This window comes from Staphylococcus sp. HMSC069D12 (assembly GCF_001810405.1).
GTDB lineage: Bacteria > Bacillota > Bacilli > Staphylococcales > Staphylococcaceae > Staphylococcus > Staphylococcus haemolyticus.
Genome location: NZ_KV801089.1, coordinates 18,553 through 33,439, shown reverse-complemented (window position 1 = coordinate 33,439; position 14,887 = coordinate 18,553). Strand labels below are relative to the sequence as shown.

The window sequence follows — 14,887 nt, the reverse complement described above, 5'->3', positions numbered from 1 at the left end:
TTAATCCTCCTTTTTCTCGATTGGGGCAAATTGAGCCAATAGGCGCTTTGGTCCTTCTGATTTAAATATAATATCTAATTCAACTGAGCCATTTTTCTCATTAACGTTACTTACCATGCCTTCACCCCATGATTTGTGCGTAACTTTATCTCCTATTTTCCAATCAGAAGCAGAGACTTGTTTTTTAGAAGACGTTGTACGTTTACTAAATCCACGCTTAGGTTGTTTGGATGATGTTTTTGGGGTAATCGTTTGACGCTGTTGCTTAGATGGTGTCTCTAATAGCTCTTCCGGGATTTCACGTAAAAATCTTGAAGGCATATTAGATTGTGAGCGTCCATATAACATTCTAGACGTCGCGTGCGTAATATATAGAACTTCTTCAGCTCTTGTTATTGCTACATAACAAATCCGACGTTCTTCTTCCATTTCGTGGTCATCATCACTCTTAATTGCACGAATATGTGGAAATAGCGATTCTTCCATTCCCATAAGGAATACAATTGGAAATTCTAAACCTTTCGCTGAGTGCATTGTCATAAGGGTTACGCCACTCTCAATTTGAGCTTCATCGATGTCTGCTACTAGTGATAAATCCGTTAAAAAGTTAATCAAGGATTGTTCTTCTAATGGTGTATTCTCTTCATAATCTTTAGGCACTGACATAAATTCATCTATATTTTCAAGTCTACTACGTGATTCCAGTGTTTGTTCGCGTTCAAGCATATCTCTATACCCAGATTTATCTAATATTTCAACAACAATTTCACTTACCTCTAAAAATTCCTGTTCTTTAATTAAGTTTTGAATTAGTTCATAAAATTTAATGCACTCTTGAGTTACTTTTTTTGAAAGACCAATAAAATCTACTTCTGCCAATGCGTCAAACATACTTATATTGCTATCATTCGCATAGCGTTGAATTTTCTCAACTGATGAAGGTCCTATACCTCGTTTTGGAACATTGATTATGCGTTGTAAACTAATTTCATCATTACTATTAGCTACTACTCTCAAATAACTTAATAAGTCTTTAATTTCTTTTCTGTCATAGAATTTTTGGCCTCCAACCATCGTATAAGGAAGATTAGATTTCATAAATGTTTCTTCTAAAACACGTGATTGTGCATTGGTTCTATAAAGTATTGCCATATCACTATAATCTTTTCCAGCTTTACGGTGTTTCATTATTTCTCTAACCACATACTCAGCTTCATCACGCTCAGTCATTGCTTCATAATATTTAATTTTTTCGCCACCTGTATTTGCAGTCCACAGGCCTTTAGGCTTTCTTTCTGAGTTATGTTTAATGACTTCATTTGCAGCAGTCAGGATGGTCTTTGTAGAACGATAATTTTGTTCTAAAAATATCGTTTTAGCATCAGGGTAATCTTCTTCAAAAGATAGGATATTTTGAATATCTGCACCCCTCCAACCATAAATTGACTGATCTGAGTCACCAACTACACAAAGATTTTTAAATTTACTAGCTAACAACTTTACTAATGTATATTGTGCTTTATTTGTATCTTGATATTCGTCTACGTGAATATATTGGAATTTGTTTTGATAATATTCAAGTGCATCTGGAATGCGTTCGAACAACTGAATTGTTTTCATAATTAAATCGTCAAAATCAAGTGCTTCATTTCGAGTCAATTGACGTTGGTATCCACTATAAACAGTAGCTACCATTTGCGAATGGAAGTCATTAGCCTCATTAATTGCATCTTCTGGTGTTTTAAGTTCATTTTTTAAGTTACTAATCGCCCCAATAAACATTCTTGGTTCAAAGCGTTTACTGTCAATATTTTCATTTTTTAGAACGTCTTTTATGACGGATTTTTGGTCAGTAGGATCAATAATAGTAAAATTACGTTCAATGCCTATTCTATCAGCATCACGTCTTAATATTCTTACGCACATAGAGTGGAATGTAGACATCCAAATCACTTGTGCTTCTTCCCCTACTAATTGTTCAACACGTTCTTTCATTTCTTTAGCTGCTTTATTTGTAAAAGTAATTGCTAATATATTGTAAGGAGAAACGTCTTTTTCATCTAATAAATAGGCGATACGATGTGTCAATACTCTCGTTTTACCTGAACCAGCGCCGGCCATAATTAGTAATGGACCTTCTGTAGTTCTTACCGCTTCACTTTGCTCTTTATTCATATTATTAACTAATGAATTCATTTATTAGACTCCTTTTTTATTTTTACTGTTTTAATAGCCTTTTTAATATCGTCATAAATAATATTACCTACTATAATAGTGTCAGCATATTGTGCCATCTCTCTGGCTTGTTCTATAGATGTAATGCCACCGCCATAAAACAATTGTGTATTCGTTAATAATCTGGATGCGGCTTCCACTTTTTCAATATCGCCATACTGACCACTATATTCTATGTACATCAACGGTAGTTTGTACATCTCATTAACCATTTGCGCATATGCCTCTACATCTTCAATATCTATATTAGTATTTGATTGCGTTAATTGTGCTACTTTACTATCAGGATTTAAAACTAAATACCCTTCTAATACGACTTCATCAAAATTAACCATGAATCCGAATTGCTTTAGAGCTTTATGCATCATCCCATTATGATATGTAGTATCCTTACTATTTAGAACTGTTGGTACAAAATAAAAATCGAAACCAGGAATAATACTCTCAATATTAGATATTTCAAGGACTAATGGTAATGGATATCTTCTTACTCTACTCATCAAATGAATGACATTATCTTCGGTAACATTATCTGTGCCACCAATCATGATAGCATCAGTATCTGACATACATAGTGAATCTAAATCATTATCACTTATTTCTTTGGCGGGATCTAATTTAAACACATGTTGCCACGCTTTAATGTCATACATATTCCTTTAACTCCTTTTTTTAACATACACTAAATTATATCATTTTTGGTGTACCAATTCTAAACAGAATCATTAGAATCTATACTGTCTTTTAAAGAACGAAAGACCTAATATCTTATAAGTTTATTTGTTAAAAATTAAGTAAATTAAAAGTTGTTTACTTACTATTAGCCTGTATAAATTCAATATAAAACAGAATGCTCCCATCAAAATATCCAAATTATTGTCAATTTTGAAGGGAGCATTTCAATTTATAAATATATGTTAAACGTATTATTATTTTTTTGTTTCTATATTTAATCGTTCTAATATCATTGTATATGCGTCATTACCCCATTGTAATGATCGTTTTACTCTAGATATTGTTGCTGTAGAAGCACCAGATTCTTTTTCGATTGTTGCGTAAGTATACCCTTGTTTAATCATCTTAGCAACTTGTAATCTTTGAGATAATGATTGTAATTCATTGACAGTGCATAAATCATCAAAGAATTGATAACATTCTTCTCTATTTTCAAGTGTAAGAATTGCATCAAAAAGTTCATCTAACGCTTGTCCTCGTAATTTCTCTATTTGCATCTCAAACAACCCCTATAATCCGTTTTCAATATAATCTCATTTTAACGCATTAAATAGTTAAAGTGTAGTATTTTTATTGAAAACCGTTAACTTATTACTCTAAACCTGCACGTTTAAAGATTGTATCAACTTGATTTAAATGATGTTCAGGGTTGAAGCATTCATCTAATTCTTCTTTAGAAAGCACATTAGTGATAGACTCATCCTTTTCTATTAATTGACGGAATGGTGTTTTAGTTTCCCAAGATTCCATTGCTTTAGGCTGCACTCTATCATATGCTTCTTCACGAACCATGCCTTTATTAATTAACGCTAGTAATACACGTTGTGAGAAGATTAGTCCAAATGTTTTATCGATATTATTTCTCATGTTGTCTTCAAAAACAGTTAGTCTATCAACAATATTAGTGAATCTATTTAAAGCATAATCTAAAGCAATTGTAACATCTGGTAACATTATACGTTCAGCTGAAGAGTGAGAAATATCACGTTCGTGCCATAAAGGCACATTTTCATAAGCCGTTGTAATGTAACCTCGAATCACTCTTGAAATACCTGTTATATTTTCTGAACCAATAGGATTTCTTTTATGAGGCATAGCTGATGACCCTTTTTGACCTTTTGCAAACGCTTCTTCAACTTCACGTGTTTCTGTTTTTTGTAAATTGCGTATCTCTACCGCAAATTTTTCAAGAGATGTAGCTACCAGTGCTAGTGTAGCGATATAGTATGCATGACGGTCACGTTGTAATGTTTGAGTAGAAACGGGTGCAGTATCAATACCTAAATGGTCACATACATATTGTTCTATTTCAGGAGGAATGTTAGCAAATGTACCAACTGCACCACTCATTTTACCAACTTCTATTTCTTTACGTACTTCTTTGAAACGCTTTAGATTACGTTTCATTTCTGTATACCATAATGCCATTTTAACACCAAATGTAGTCGGTTCAGCATGTACACCATGTGTACGTCCCATCATCAATGTGTATTTATAATTTTTAGCTTTCTCTTCTAAAACTTTTATGAAACGTTCAATATCTTTCTCAATAATTTCGTTGGCCTGCTTTATAACATAACTTAGCGCTGTATCAACAACATCTGTAGAAGTTAAGCCATAGTGAACCCATTTACGTTCGTCACCTAACGTTTCCGATACTTGTCTAGTAAATGCCACAACATCGTGTCTTGTTTCTTGTTCTATTTCTTGCGCACGTTTCACATCTACTTTAGCATTCTGTCTAATTTTTTTTACATCTTCTTTAGGAATGTGGCCTAATTCACTCCAAGCTTCACAAGCCAAGATTTCAACCTCTAACCAAGCTTCATATCTATTTTGATCAGTCCAAATATTTGCCATTTCTTCTCTTGAATAACGATCAATCATTTCTAAACTCCTATTCTATGTATAAATTTATAATTTAAAACTGTACATTAAACGTAAAATATTAGGAAAGGTTCGTTTTTACAACTTCATTTTTATTTTAACAGATAATTAATCAAATGTATAAATCTTTTTTTTACAAACTTAGTATAATGGATTTTATCTAAATAATACACTTATCTAACAATAATCCGATAATAAAAAGAGTAAAAAGAAGTTGTACTTTAGCTTCTTTTCACTCTTAATAAAATTAATTTGAGTTGTAATTCACATTATTAAATCAAAGCTTTTTACCAACAAATTGAATATCCTGTCTTAATACTACTACATTACCTTTTTCATCTTCTGTATATATAGGTTTTTCAATTCGTTTAACTGGCATATAGCCTTCTTCACGCATACGTGATAAACATTTTGAGATAGTTTCATTTTCATTTACTTTGAACTTCATCGTCATGCTCCACAACACTTTCTATTTCTTTTACTTCGTATGCTTTTACTTTTCGAGTTCGAACGCCTTTAGTCCAGAAACCGCCGTGAATTGCTCTTGGCTCATACGCTATAATAAACGCTTTCTCATCTAAATTTCGTACTGTCTCCATTAATTTACGTTCATAACGTCTTGGCGTTAAAATCTGCATTACCATTCGACTACCATCGCGACCATGTGCTGCATAGTGTGTAACACCATAACCTAAATTTCTTAACTCATTTGGTAAATCAATTTCATACTCTGATGAGGTTACATTTACGACAGTATACCCTAATGCGAGTCTTTCTTCAATTTTCATACCTACTAAAATCCCAATCGAAAAACCAAACGCATAAGCAAAGATATTTTGAATTTGGTCTAAACTAGACATTACCATACCAAGACCAACTACATATACTAACACTTCAAGGAAACTTACTGCAGCCGCCATATAACGATAACCTTTTAACGTTAATATTGTACGCATTGTTAAAAATGTAACATAAAAAACGTTGATGACGAATATCGCTAATACCATTGACCATGGATTTGAAGTTATCACTGACATACTAATCCTCTTTTCTTACTTGGATATCTAAAATCGAGATAATTTTATCAGTGAATTTTTATTTTGTCACTAGAAAATCTTTTTTAATTTTTAGGCCAAGTGTAACGCGTATAGGCTAATTCACGTTTATGTGCATTTTTGACATAGTGATTTTCAATCGTATCACGGGCTTCACTAGAAATGTGTTTTCCTTCTAAATAGTCATCAATTTGATTATAAGTAACACCCAAAGCTTCTTCATCAGGTAATTGTGGTTTATCATCCTCTAAATCTGCTGTGGGAACTTTTTCGTATAAATGCTTTGGTGCATTTAAATATTTAAGTAGCTGTCTTCCTTGTCTTTTATTTAGACCAAAGATAGGTGCGATATCAGCAGCACCATCACCGTACTTAGTATAAAATCCTGTAATATTCTCTGCAGAATGATCCGTACCAATAACAATACCACTACGATTTGATGCGATTGAAAATTGAACCTTCATACGTTCACGTGCTTTTTCGTTACCACGTTGAAAATCCGTTAATTCAATACCAGCCTCGTTTAAAGATTTAACACTTTGATCAACAGCAGGTTTAATATTGACAGTAATGATTTCATCGGGATGAATAAAGTTTAATGCGTCTTCAACTTCTTCTGCATCTTTCTGTACACCATATGGTAATTTCACAGCGATAAATTGACAATCTCGCCCTTCATTGCGTAATTCTTCAACTGCTAGCTGCGCTAATTTACCAGTCAGAGTAGAATCTTGACCACCAGAAATACCTAACACTAAAGATTTAATAAATGAATGTGATTGCACATAGCTTTTAATAAATTGAATAATTTCACGTGACTCTTGTTCACTGTCAATATGTTTCTTCACTTTCATTTCATTGACTACAATATCTTGTATATTAGTCATTGTCTTCCTCCATCTCTTTTACGTGTTCTGCAACTTCGAAAATACGCTTATGTTTGTTGTCCCAACAAGCTGTACTTAAATCCACAGGGTATTCTTGAGGATTTAAATAACGTTTATTTTCATCCCATAATTTAGATAATGCATTTTTAGAGTATTCTTGTGCCTCTTTTTCACTCGGTAATTGGTAAACAAGTTTCCCATTTTCAAAGATTGAATGATGCAAATCAATCGCTTCAAAGTGTTTGATATGTTTCATTTTATACGTGTGAACTGGATGGAACATTTTTAAAGGTTTTTCATTATTTGGATTCTCATATTCTAGAGTAATATAGTCACCTTCTGCTTTACCTGTTTTAGTATTGATGATGCGATACACTTTCTTCTTACCAGGTGTTGTCACTTTTTCTGCATTGTTGGACAGTTTAATTCTATCAACATATCGACCGTTATCATCTTCAACTGCTACTAGTTTATATACTGCACCAAGTGCTGGTTGGTCATAACCAGTAATTAATTTTGTACCTACACCCCATGAGTCAACTTTAGCTCCTTGAGATTTTAAACTCATTATCGTTTGTTCATCTAAGTCATTAGATGCAATGATTTTAGCATCTTTGAATCCCGCTTCATCTAGCATTCTGCGTGCTTCTTTAGATAAATAAGCAATATCTCCAGAATCTAAACGGATACCAATGAAATTGATTTTATCCCCTAGTTCTTTCGCTACTTTAATAGCTGTAGGAACACCTGATTTAAGCGTGTGGAACGTATCAACTAAGAACACACAATTTTTATGGCGTTCTGCATAAATTTTAAAAGCTTTATATTCATCACCATATGTTTGAACTAAAGCGTGTGCATGCGTACCAGAAACAGGTATACCAAATAATTTACCAGAACGCACATTACTAGTAGAATCAAAACCACCGATATAAGCAGCTCTAGCACCCCAGAGCGCAGCATCTAACTCTTGAGCACGGCGAGTTCCAAATTCCATTAATGTATCATCAGGTGCTACTTGACGAATTCTACTTGCTTTAGTCGAAATTAATGTATGGAAGTTGATTATATTAAGTAATACGGTTTCTATAAGTTGCGCTTGAATTAATGGTGCCTCCACTCTAAGTAAGGGTTCATTTCCAAAACACAATTCACCTTCTTGCATTGAGCGAATATTACCAGTGAACTTTAAATTTTTTAAGTAGTTTAAAAAATCATTTTTATAACCTATTGACTGTAAATATTCAATATCAGAATCACTAAAATGAAAATGTTCAATAAATTGAATTACTCTTTTTAAACCATTAAAAACTGCATATCCACTCTCAAATGGCATACTTCTAAAATACAAATCAAATACTGCATTTCGTTCATGAATACCATCATTCCAATAGCTCTCTGCCATGTTAATTTGGTATAAGTCATTATGTAACATTAAACTGTCATCTTCGTAACGATACACCACAATCTCTCCTAACGCTGTTTTAGTACATTTTATCATAATTCAGTAGAAGTGCGTATTCACATACCATTGATACAATTAAAATTTAAATAAGTACCAATAAGACAAATTCGTGACAATCTATGTAATTGAATGAGTTAATTCAATGTCTAGATTATAATATGAACCGAGGTGGTTATATGTTATTGGAAGAAGCAAGAAGTTTTATCGAAACGATGTATCGTGAACTTAATTACAATCCATCTATTTTTGATAAAAGAATAAAAGAGATAAGAAAAGAAATTGAACATACTGGTACATATACGCATACTTCGGAAGAGTTGACGTATGGTGCTAAACTTGCTTGGCGTAATTCTAATCGCTGTATTGGGCGCTTATTTTGGGATTCTTTATATGTAGAAGATGCTAGGAATGTTGATAATGAGCGTGATTTTATAGATACAATCAATCATCATCTTAAACATGCGACGAATAATGGTAAGATCAAGCCTTATATAACGATTTTTTCACCTAGTCAAGCACCTCGTATCTATAATAATCAACTTATTAGATATGCTGGTTATGAACATGCCGGTGATCCATCTGAACGTGAAATCACACAATTAGCGGAGCATTTAGGTTGGAAAGGCAAAGGTACTGATTTCGATGTACTACCACTCATTTATCAATTACCTAATGATTCTATAAAATGGTATGAATTACCCCATGAATTAATAAAAGAAGTTGAAATAGAACATGAACATTATCCAAAATTAAAAGATTTAAATTTAAAATGGTATGGTGTTCCAATCATTTCTAATATGGATTTGAAAATTGGTGGCATTACTTATCCAACTGCCCCGTTTAATGGATGGTATATGGTAACCGAAATAGCAGTACGCAATTTCACTGACTCTTACCGCTATAATTTATTGGAAAGTATTGCAGAAGCGTTTGAATTTGGTACACTAAAAAATAATTCTTTTAATAAAGATCGAACACTCGTTGAACTTAATTATGCGGTATACCATTCATTTAAATCTCAAGGTGTTTCTATTGTTGATCACCTAACTGCATCAAAACAATTTCAATTATTTGAAGAAAAGGAATTAGCAAATAACCGTGATGTCACGGGTAAATGGTCGTGGTTAGCCCCACCACTTTCACCGACCCTAACCTCAAATTATCATCATGGTTATAATAATGAAATCAAGGATCCTAATTTTCATTATAAAATGAAACAGTCAATGAAATGTCCATTTCACTAGTGTTCGATAATACGAGGTGACGAACAAAGATGCGTTTATATTATTTAGGCCCTAAGGGAACATTTTCTTATTTAGCTGCAAAAACTTATTTATCTGAGGAAGAAGTTACATATTCACCTAAATCAAATCTCTATGAAGTAATTAAAGCCGTTAATAGTCATAGTGATGCTGTTGGTATCGTACCTATTGAGAACTCAATTGAAGGTACTATTAATATTGTAGCTGATGCACTTGCACAAGAAGATATATACGCTCATGGCGAAATCCATTTAGATATTAATTTTGGTTTATACGCTAATAAAGGTACTTCACTGGATGATATTGAAAAGGTTTATTCCATTGCACCTGCAATAAGTCAAACGAGTCAATATATCCATCGACATCATTTCTTATATGATTATGTTGATAGTACTATTCAAAGTTTAGAGAAAATTGACACACATATCGCTGCTATTGCACCATTAGGAAGCGGAGAGTCATATGGTTTCGAACCGATAGACACACATATACAAGACTATCCACATAATGTCACTCGTTTTTTGGTAGTAAAAAGTAACGAGCACTACAATGAATCTGCTTCTAGTACGCTATTACTGATAACACCTAAACATGATAAAGCTGGATTATTAGCTAGTATACTTAACACATTTGCATTATTTGACATTAACTTGTCATGGATTGAGTCTAGACCTCTTAAGACGCAGTTAGGTATGTACAGATTTTTTGTTCAAACCGATATTGGGAAAAATGAAAAACTCAATAAGATTATCACAATATTGCAGACTTTAGATTTTGAAGTTAAAATTATAGGTGCATTTAATCGCCATTAGATAAGTATCGTAAGGCATTATGACGAAATTATTAAAAAATTGTTGTCTTGCCCTTATTTAACACTGATGTATCGAAATTAAATAGCCAGTAAATGCGTCTTCAAAACGTATTTACTGGCTATTTATTGTTGGGTTATGTTCGAAAACATTATCTCTACTCAGTCTACATTAATTTTTTTAATCGTAACATCTTCACCCTGGTTTAGGGTTAAATCTTCTATATCTTCTAAATGTATGGTTTGTGATGCTTTATCAAAAGTATTACCGGCGATAAACACTTGCTGATGTTTTATATTATTATAGCTTCTAATGTGAATGGCATCTTTTTTAATTTCTCCAATAAAGTAATTAGCAATCACACTGAAATTCTCACCAGCTTGAGATTCCATGATTTTGCCAGTAACAGGGTCAGCAGCATTTTTTCCATCTTTTACCCCTAAAAATCGAATACCACCGTTACAATTTTTGAATTTATTGCGTGAAATAATCATATTTTTAGCTTTTAGGGGTGTTAATGCATAGTCTTGCGTTCCCTCAAAACAATTATCTTTTATATGCACATTTTCGTAGAACTTGTTATACCTGCTTGCATGTGAGCCAATTGCTCTATTCCATGGACGCATTTGATGGTCATCTGAATTCCCAAAATAACAATTCTCAATGACTACATTTTTAGTGATGGTTCCGTCTGTCGTCCCAAATTTAGGAAACGCACCAGGTACTTGAATATCTAATTGAATTGCTTCAGAAAATGAACGATCCCCATCAAAATCATTAAAACCTTTAAAATTACAATTCTTGATATACAAACCATTAATACCACAAGCGTCTAGAGCATGTCCGCCAACTACGTTTAATACTGTTACACCTATTAATTGAATATCTTCTGCATGTCCAATTGACATCGCAGTATTATTGTATGGATATTTAGAGCCATTCATATCAAACGTCCCACCTTTAATATAAATATGACTATTACCTTGATACCCTTTATAAAAACCGAAACGATGGCCATTTTTTAAAAGTGCATCCGTACCACATCTTAGTAATGTCGTATCATCTTCTAGTAATAAAGTTGTTGAGTCATAAATGATGAGTGCTTTCGAAATATAATATGTACCGCTAGGTATAAGTACAGTGTGTTCACCATATCTTGCTTTATTCAGTGCTCGTTGTATTGCTTTAGTGTCTTTGCGTTTATTACATCCTTTTAATCCATAATCTTGAGCATTTATTAACATAACGTATCCCCTATCTAAACTTTCAAACCTATTATATTGCTATATACCATTTTAGAATGGGATTAGCTATAATATATATATAATGATTAATGAGGTAATAATTTAATCGTTTCTATTATAATTATACAATTTTTAAATACCTCAAACATTTAATAGAGAGGAAGATTGATCATGACTAGAAAAGCACTAATAGTAGTAGATTATTCTTATGACTTCATTGCAGATGATGGTCGATTAACATGTGGTAAACCTGGGCAAGATATTGAATCTTTTATACTGAAGCGTTTAGAGACATATCAGTCTGAAGGCCATGACATTTTCTTTATGATGGATTTACATTATGAGAACGATATGTTCCATCCTGAGACACAATTATTCCCCTCTCATAATATTGAGGGCACAGCAGGACGTGAATTATATGGTAAGATTAAGGCCTTTTATAATAACTTTAGTGGAAACAGTAATATTCATTACTTAAATAAGCGCCGTTATGATTCATTCTATGGTACACCTCTAGATAGTCTATTGAGAGAGAGAAATATAAAGGATATTGAAATAGTAGGTGTTTGTACTGATATTTGTATTCTACACACTGCTGTTTCAGCCTATAACTTAGGGTATAACATTACAATTCCTAAAGATGGTGTTGCTTCATTCAATGAGAGTGGTCATAAATGGGCATTAGGACATTTTGTAAACTCATTAGGCGCAGAGGTAGATGTAGCTAAATAAAACATGATAAAATAAGATGAAAAATTAAATGATAAGGGTGGATAATAACAATGGCAAAAACTTATATTTTTGGACATCAAAATCCAGACACAGATGCAATAGCTTCAGCTATCATCATGGCTGATTTTGAACAATTAACTGGTAACTCTGAAGCAACGCCATATCGTTTAGGAGATATTAATCCTGAAACTAAATTTGCTTTAGATCATTTTGAAGTTAAAGCACCAGAATTATTAAGTGATAATTTAGATGGTCAAGAAGTAATCTTAGTCGATCACAATGAGTTCCAACAAAGTGCAGAAACAATTTCTGACGCAGAGATTAAACACGTTGTGGATCATCATAGAATCGCTAATTTCGAAACTGCTTCACCGCTTTGGTACCGCGCAGAACCAGTTGGTTGTACTGCTACTATTCTTTACAAAATGTACAAAGAACGTGACTTTAAAATTAAACCGCATATCGCAGGTTTGATGATTTCAGCAATTATTTCTGATAGCTTATTATTCAAATCTCCTACTTGTACTGATGAAGATGTAAATGCTGCTAAAGATTTAAAAGATTTAGCAAATGTTGATTTAGATGAGTATGGCTTAGAAATGTTAAAAGCTGGTGCATCAACTACTGATAAATCTGCAGAGGAATTATTAGACATGGATGCTAAATCATTTAATATGGGCGACTATGTTACACGCATTGCCCAAGTAAATACTGTCGACATTGATGAAGTATTAAATCGTAAAGATGATCTTGAAAAAGCAATGTTAGAAACAAGTGCTAATGAAAAGTATGATTTATTTGTATTAGTAGTTACTGACATTATTAATAGTGATTCTAAAATCTTAGTAGTAGGTGCAGAAAAAGATAAAGTCGGCGAGGCATTTAAAGTTCAATTAGATGATGGCATGGCATTCTTATCAGGCGTTGTGTCACGTAAAAAACAAGTGGTACCTCAAATCACAGAAACTTTAACTAAATAAAACATATTGGCAATTTAGTTATCGCCTTTATATACGCAGTTGAATGAATCTTTTCATTCAACTGTTTTTTTATTGAAAAATATTTAGGGTATAGATATGATGAATTACATCATTTATTTTAATTTAATTCTTTAATATAGATTTTACTATTTAGGAGGTATCACACATTGCCAAGCATTGAGCAACAATTTGAAGAAAGTAAAGCTTTTTTCAAAACACATAAAACGAAAGATTTAAAATTTCGAAAACATCAATTAAAACTTCTAAGTAAAAGTATTAAAAATCATGAAAATGATTTACTAGATGCTCTAAAGACTGATTTAGGAAAAAGTCCTATTGAAGCATATGCCACAGAAATTGGTATCACACTAAAAAGTATTAAAACTGCAAGAAAAGAACTTAAAAATTGGTCTAAAACAAAACAAGTTGATACACCTTTATTTATGTTTCCTGCAAAAAGTTATATCAAACAAGAACCATATGGCACAGTATTAATCATTGGTCCGTTTAATTATCCCGTACAGTTACTATTTGAACCTCTAATTGGGGCTATTGCAGCTGGAAATACTGCTATTATAAAACCATCTGAATTAACACCTCACGTTGCCACGGTCATTCGTCAAATTATTGAAGACGTATTTACTACGGATTATATAGATGTTATCGAGGGGGGTATAGAAGAAACAAAAACATTAATTAATCTGCCATTTGACTACATATTCTTTACAGGTAGTGACAAGGTTGGTCAAATCGTGTATGAATCAGCAAGCAAAAATTTAGTTCCTGTTACCCTTGAATTAGGCGGAAAATCTCCAGTTATTGTAGATGATACCGCTAATATTAAAGTTGCTAGTGATCGTATTAGTTTCGGTAAATTTACTAATGCAGGACAAACATGTGTGGCTCCGGATTATATATTAGTTAACAAGAAGGTCAAAAATGAATTGATTGAAGCACTTATACAAAGTATTCAAGAATTTTACGGTACTAACATAGATGAAAGTCCAGATTTTGGTCGCATAGTTAATGATAAACACTTTAATCGCTTAAATGAATTACTTAATGTGCATCAAAACCATGTTATTTTCGGTGGTAATGCAAATGCTACAACACGCTATATAGAACCAACTATTTTAGATGGTATTACGTCTAGTTCTAAAATCATGCAAGAAGAAATCTTTGGACCTATCTTACCTATTATTACTTATGATGATTTTAATGAGGCAGTAGATATTATTCAGAGTAAAGCTAAACCGTTAAGTTTATATTTATTTAGTGAAGATGAGAATACTACACACCGTGTATTAAACGAATTATCTTTCGGTGGCGGGGCAATTAATGATACTTTAATGCATCTTGCTAATCCTAATTTACCATTTGGTGGTGTCGGAATGTCTGGCATGGGACAATATCATGGTAAATATACTTTCCAAACCTTTAGCCATAGCAAGTCATACATCTTTAAGTCTACGCGATTAGATTCAAGTGTTATGTATCCGCCCTATAAAGGTAAATTTAAATATATTAGAACATTTTTTAAAAACTTATAAAAATTTGCAAAAAGCCACGACATTTTACACTGCCGTGGCTTTGTAT

Annotated in this window: 14 protein-coding genes; 5 read left to right on the top strand and 9 right to left on the bottom strand. The window is 32.7% G+C overall.

Annotation, left to right across the window (positions count from 1 at the left end):
• From pcrA to HMPREF2737_RS00795, 8 genes are all read right to left on the bottom strand, one after another.
• Nucleotides 1-2,196, bottom strand: coding sequence for a DNA helicase PcrA (gene pcrA / locus HMPREF2737_RS00830; protein ID WP_037551161.1), 2,196 nt, complete (start codon nt 2,194-2,196; stop codon nt 1-3).
• On the bottom strand, nt 2,193-2,888 hold the full coding sequence (locus HMPREF2737_RS00825) for a heptaprenylglyceryl phosphate synthase (protein WP_037551162.1): 696 nt from the start codon (nt 2,886-2,888) through the stop codon (nt 2,193-2,195). Before HMPREF2737_RS00825 ends, pcrA begins: the two co-directional genes overlap by 4 nt.
• A 276-nt stretch (nt 2,889-3,164) precedes the next feature.
• Entirely contained in the window at nt 3,165-3,467 is a 303-nt protein-coding gene (locus tag HMPREF2737_RS00820) for a YerC/YecD family TrpR-related protein (RefSeq protein WP_011275350.1), read from the bottom strand.
• A gap of 94 nt (nt 3,468-3,561) precedes the next feature.
• A complete protein-coding gene (purB, locus tag HMPREF2737_RS00815) occupies nt 3,562-4,857 on the bottom strand; it encodes an adenylosuccinate lyase (RefSeq protein ID WP_037551163.1) in 1,296 nt (431 codons plus the stop codon).
• Nucleotides 4,858-5,134: 277 nt separating this feature from the next.
• The gene (locus tag HMPREF2737_RS00810) at nt 5,135-5,305 is read right to left on the bottom strand and encodes an NETI motif-containing protein (RefSeq protein ID WP_070631709.1); all 171 of its coding nucleotides are present in this window, start codon (nt 5,303-5,305) and stop codon (nt 5,135-5,137) included.
• Complete coding sequence (locus tag HMPREF2737_RS00805; RefSeq protein ID WP_037551165.1) at nt 5,286-5,894, bottom strand: DUF2179 domain-containing protein; 609 nt, start codon at nt 5,892-5,894, stop codon at nt 5,286-5,288. Before HMPREF2737_RS00805 ends, HMPREF2737_RS00810 begins: the two co-directional genes overlap by 20 nt.
• 83 nt (nt 5,895-5,977) lie before the next feature.
• Nucleotides 5,978-6,799 (bottom strand): ammonia-dependent NAD(+) synthetase, encoded by an 822-nt coding sequence (gene nadE / locus HMPREF2737_RS00800; protein WP_037551167.1) that lies wholly within the window; start codon nt 6,797-6,799, stop codon nt 5,978-5,980.
• The gene (locus tag HMPREF2737_RS00795) at nt 6,792-8,261 is read right to left on the bottom strand and encodes a nicotinate phosphoribosyltransferase (protein WP_037551169.1); all 1,470 of its coding nucleotides are present in this window, start codon (nt 8,259-8,261) and stop codon (nt 6,792-6,794) included. Before HMPREF2737_RS00795 ends, nadE begins: the two co-directional genes overlap by 8 nt.
• Nucleotides 8,262-8,440: 179 nt before the next feature.
• Between HMPREF2737_RS00795 and HMPREF2737_RS00790 the strand changes: the two genes are divergently transcribed.
• Both HMPREF2737_RS00790 and HMPREF2737_RS00785 read left to right on the top strand, forming a co-directional pair.
• On the top strand, nt 8,441-9,508 hold the full coding sequence (locus HMPREF2737_RS00790) for a nitric oxide synthase oxygenase (protein WP_037551172.1): 1,068 nt from the start codon (nt 8,441-8,443) through the stop codon (nt 9,506-9,508).
• Nucleotides 9,509-9,537: 29 nt separating this feature from the next.
• A complete protein-coding gene (locus HMPREF2737_RS00785) occupies nt 9,538-10,338 on the top strand; it encodes a prephenate dehydratase (RefSeq protein ID WP_037551174.1) in 801 nt (266 codons plus the stop codon).
• 158 nt (nt 10,339-10,496) lie between these two features.
• Here the strand turns inward: HMPREF2737_RS00785 and HMPREF2737_RS00780 are convergent, their stop codons facing one another.
• Nucleotides 10,497-11,579, bottom strand: a complete 1,083-nt coding sequence (locus HMPREF2737_RS00780) for a glycosyl hydrolase family 28-related protein (RefSeq protein ID WP_037551176.1) — start codon at nt 11,577-11,579, stop codon at nt 10,497-10,499.
• Nucleotides 11,580-11,750: 171 nt separating this feature from the next.
• Between HMPREF2737_RS00780 and HMPREF2737_RS00775 the strand changes: the two genes are divergently transcribed.
• The 3 genes from HMPREF2737_RS00775 (at nt 11,751) to HMPREF2737_RS00765 (ending at nt 14,841) form a co-directional block, all read left to right on the top strand.
• Nucleotides 11,751-12,311: a cysteine hydrolase family protein gene (locus HMPREF2737_RS00775; RefSeq protein WP_037551178.1), complete on the top strand. Its 561-nt coding sequence runs from the start codon at nt 11,751-11,753 to the stop codon at nt 12,309-12,311.
• Between the two features lie 50 nt (nt 12,312-12,361).
• Complete coding sequence (locus tag HMPREF2737_RS00770) at nt 12,362-13,291, top strand: manganese-dependent inorganic pyrophosphatase (RefSeq protein ID WP_037551180.1); 930 nt, start codon at nt 12,362-12,364, stop codon at nt 13,289-13,291.
• 167 nt (nt 13,292-13,458) lie between these two features.
• The gene (locus HMPREF2737_RS00765; protein ID WP_037551182.1) at nt 13,459-14,841 is read left to right on the top strand and encodes an aldehyde dehydrogenase; all 1,383 of its coding nucleotides are present in this window, start codon (nt 13,459-13,461) and stop codon (nt 14,839-14,841) included.
• Nucleotides 14,842-14,887: the final 46 nt, after the last annotated feature.

Bases quoted from the DNA above. Each gene is read 5' to 3' on its own strand.
- HMPREF2737_RS00810 (WP_070631709.1), bottom strand. From the start codon at position 5,305: ATGAAGTTCAAAGTAAATGAAAATGAAACTATCTCAAAATGTTTATCA.
- HMPREF2737_RS00790 (WP_037551172.1), top strand. From the start codon at position 8,441: ATGTTATTGGAAGAAGCAAGAAGTTTTATCGAAACGATGTATCGTGAA.
- HMPREF2737_RS00825 (WP_037551162.1), bottom strand. From the start codon at position 2,888: ATGTATGACATTAAAGCGTGGCAACATGTGTTTAAATTAGATCCCGCC.
- HMPREF2737_RS00780 (WP_037551176.1), bottom strand. From the start codon at position 11,579: ATGTTAATAAATGCTCAAGATTATGGATTAAAAGGATGTAATAAACGC.
- HMPREF2737_RS00775 (WP_037551178.1), top strand. From the start codon at position 11,751: ATGACTAGAAAAGCACTAATAGTAGTAGATTATTCTTATGACTTCATT.
- HMPREF2737_RS00785 (WP_037551174.1), top strand. From the start codon at position 9,538: ATGCGTTTATATTATTTAGGCCCTAAGGGAACATTTTCTTATTTAGCT.
- HMPREF2737_RS00820 (WP_011275350.1), bottom strand. From the start codon at position 3,467: ATGCAAATAGAGAAATTACGAGGACAAGCGTTAGATGAACTTTTTGAT.
- pcrA (WP_037551161.1), bottom strand. From the start codon at position 2,196: ATGAATTCATTAGTTAATAATATGAATAAAGAGCAAAGTGAAGCGGTA.
- nadE (WP_037551167.1), bottom strand. From the start codon at position 6,799: ATGACTAATATACAAGATATTGTAGTCAATGAAATGAAAGTGAAGAAA.
- purB (WP_037551163.1), bottom strand. From the start codon at position 4,857: ATGATTGATCGTTATTCAAGAGAAGAAATGGCAAATATTTGGACTGAT.
- HMPREF2737_RS00770 (WP_037551180.1), top strand. From the start codon at position 12,362: ATGGCAAAAACTTATATTTTTGGACATCAAAATCCAGACACAGATGCA.
- HMPREF2737_RS00805 (WP_037551165.1), bottom strand. From the start codon at position 5,894: ATGTCAGTGATAACTTCAAATCCATGGTCAATGGTATTAGCGATATTC.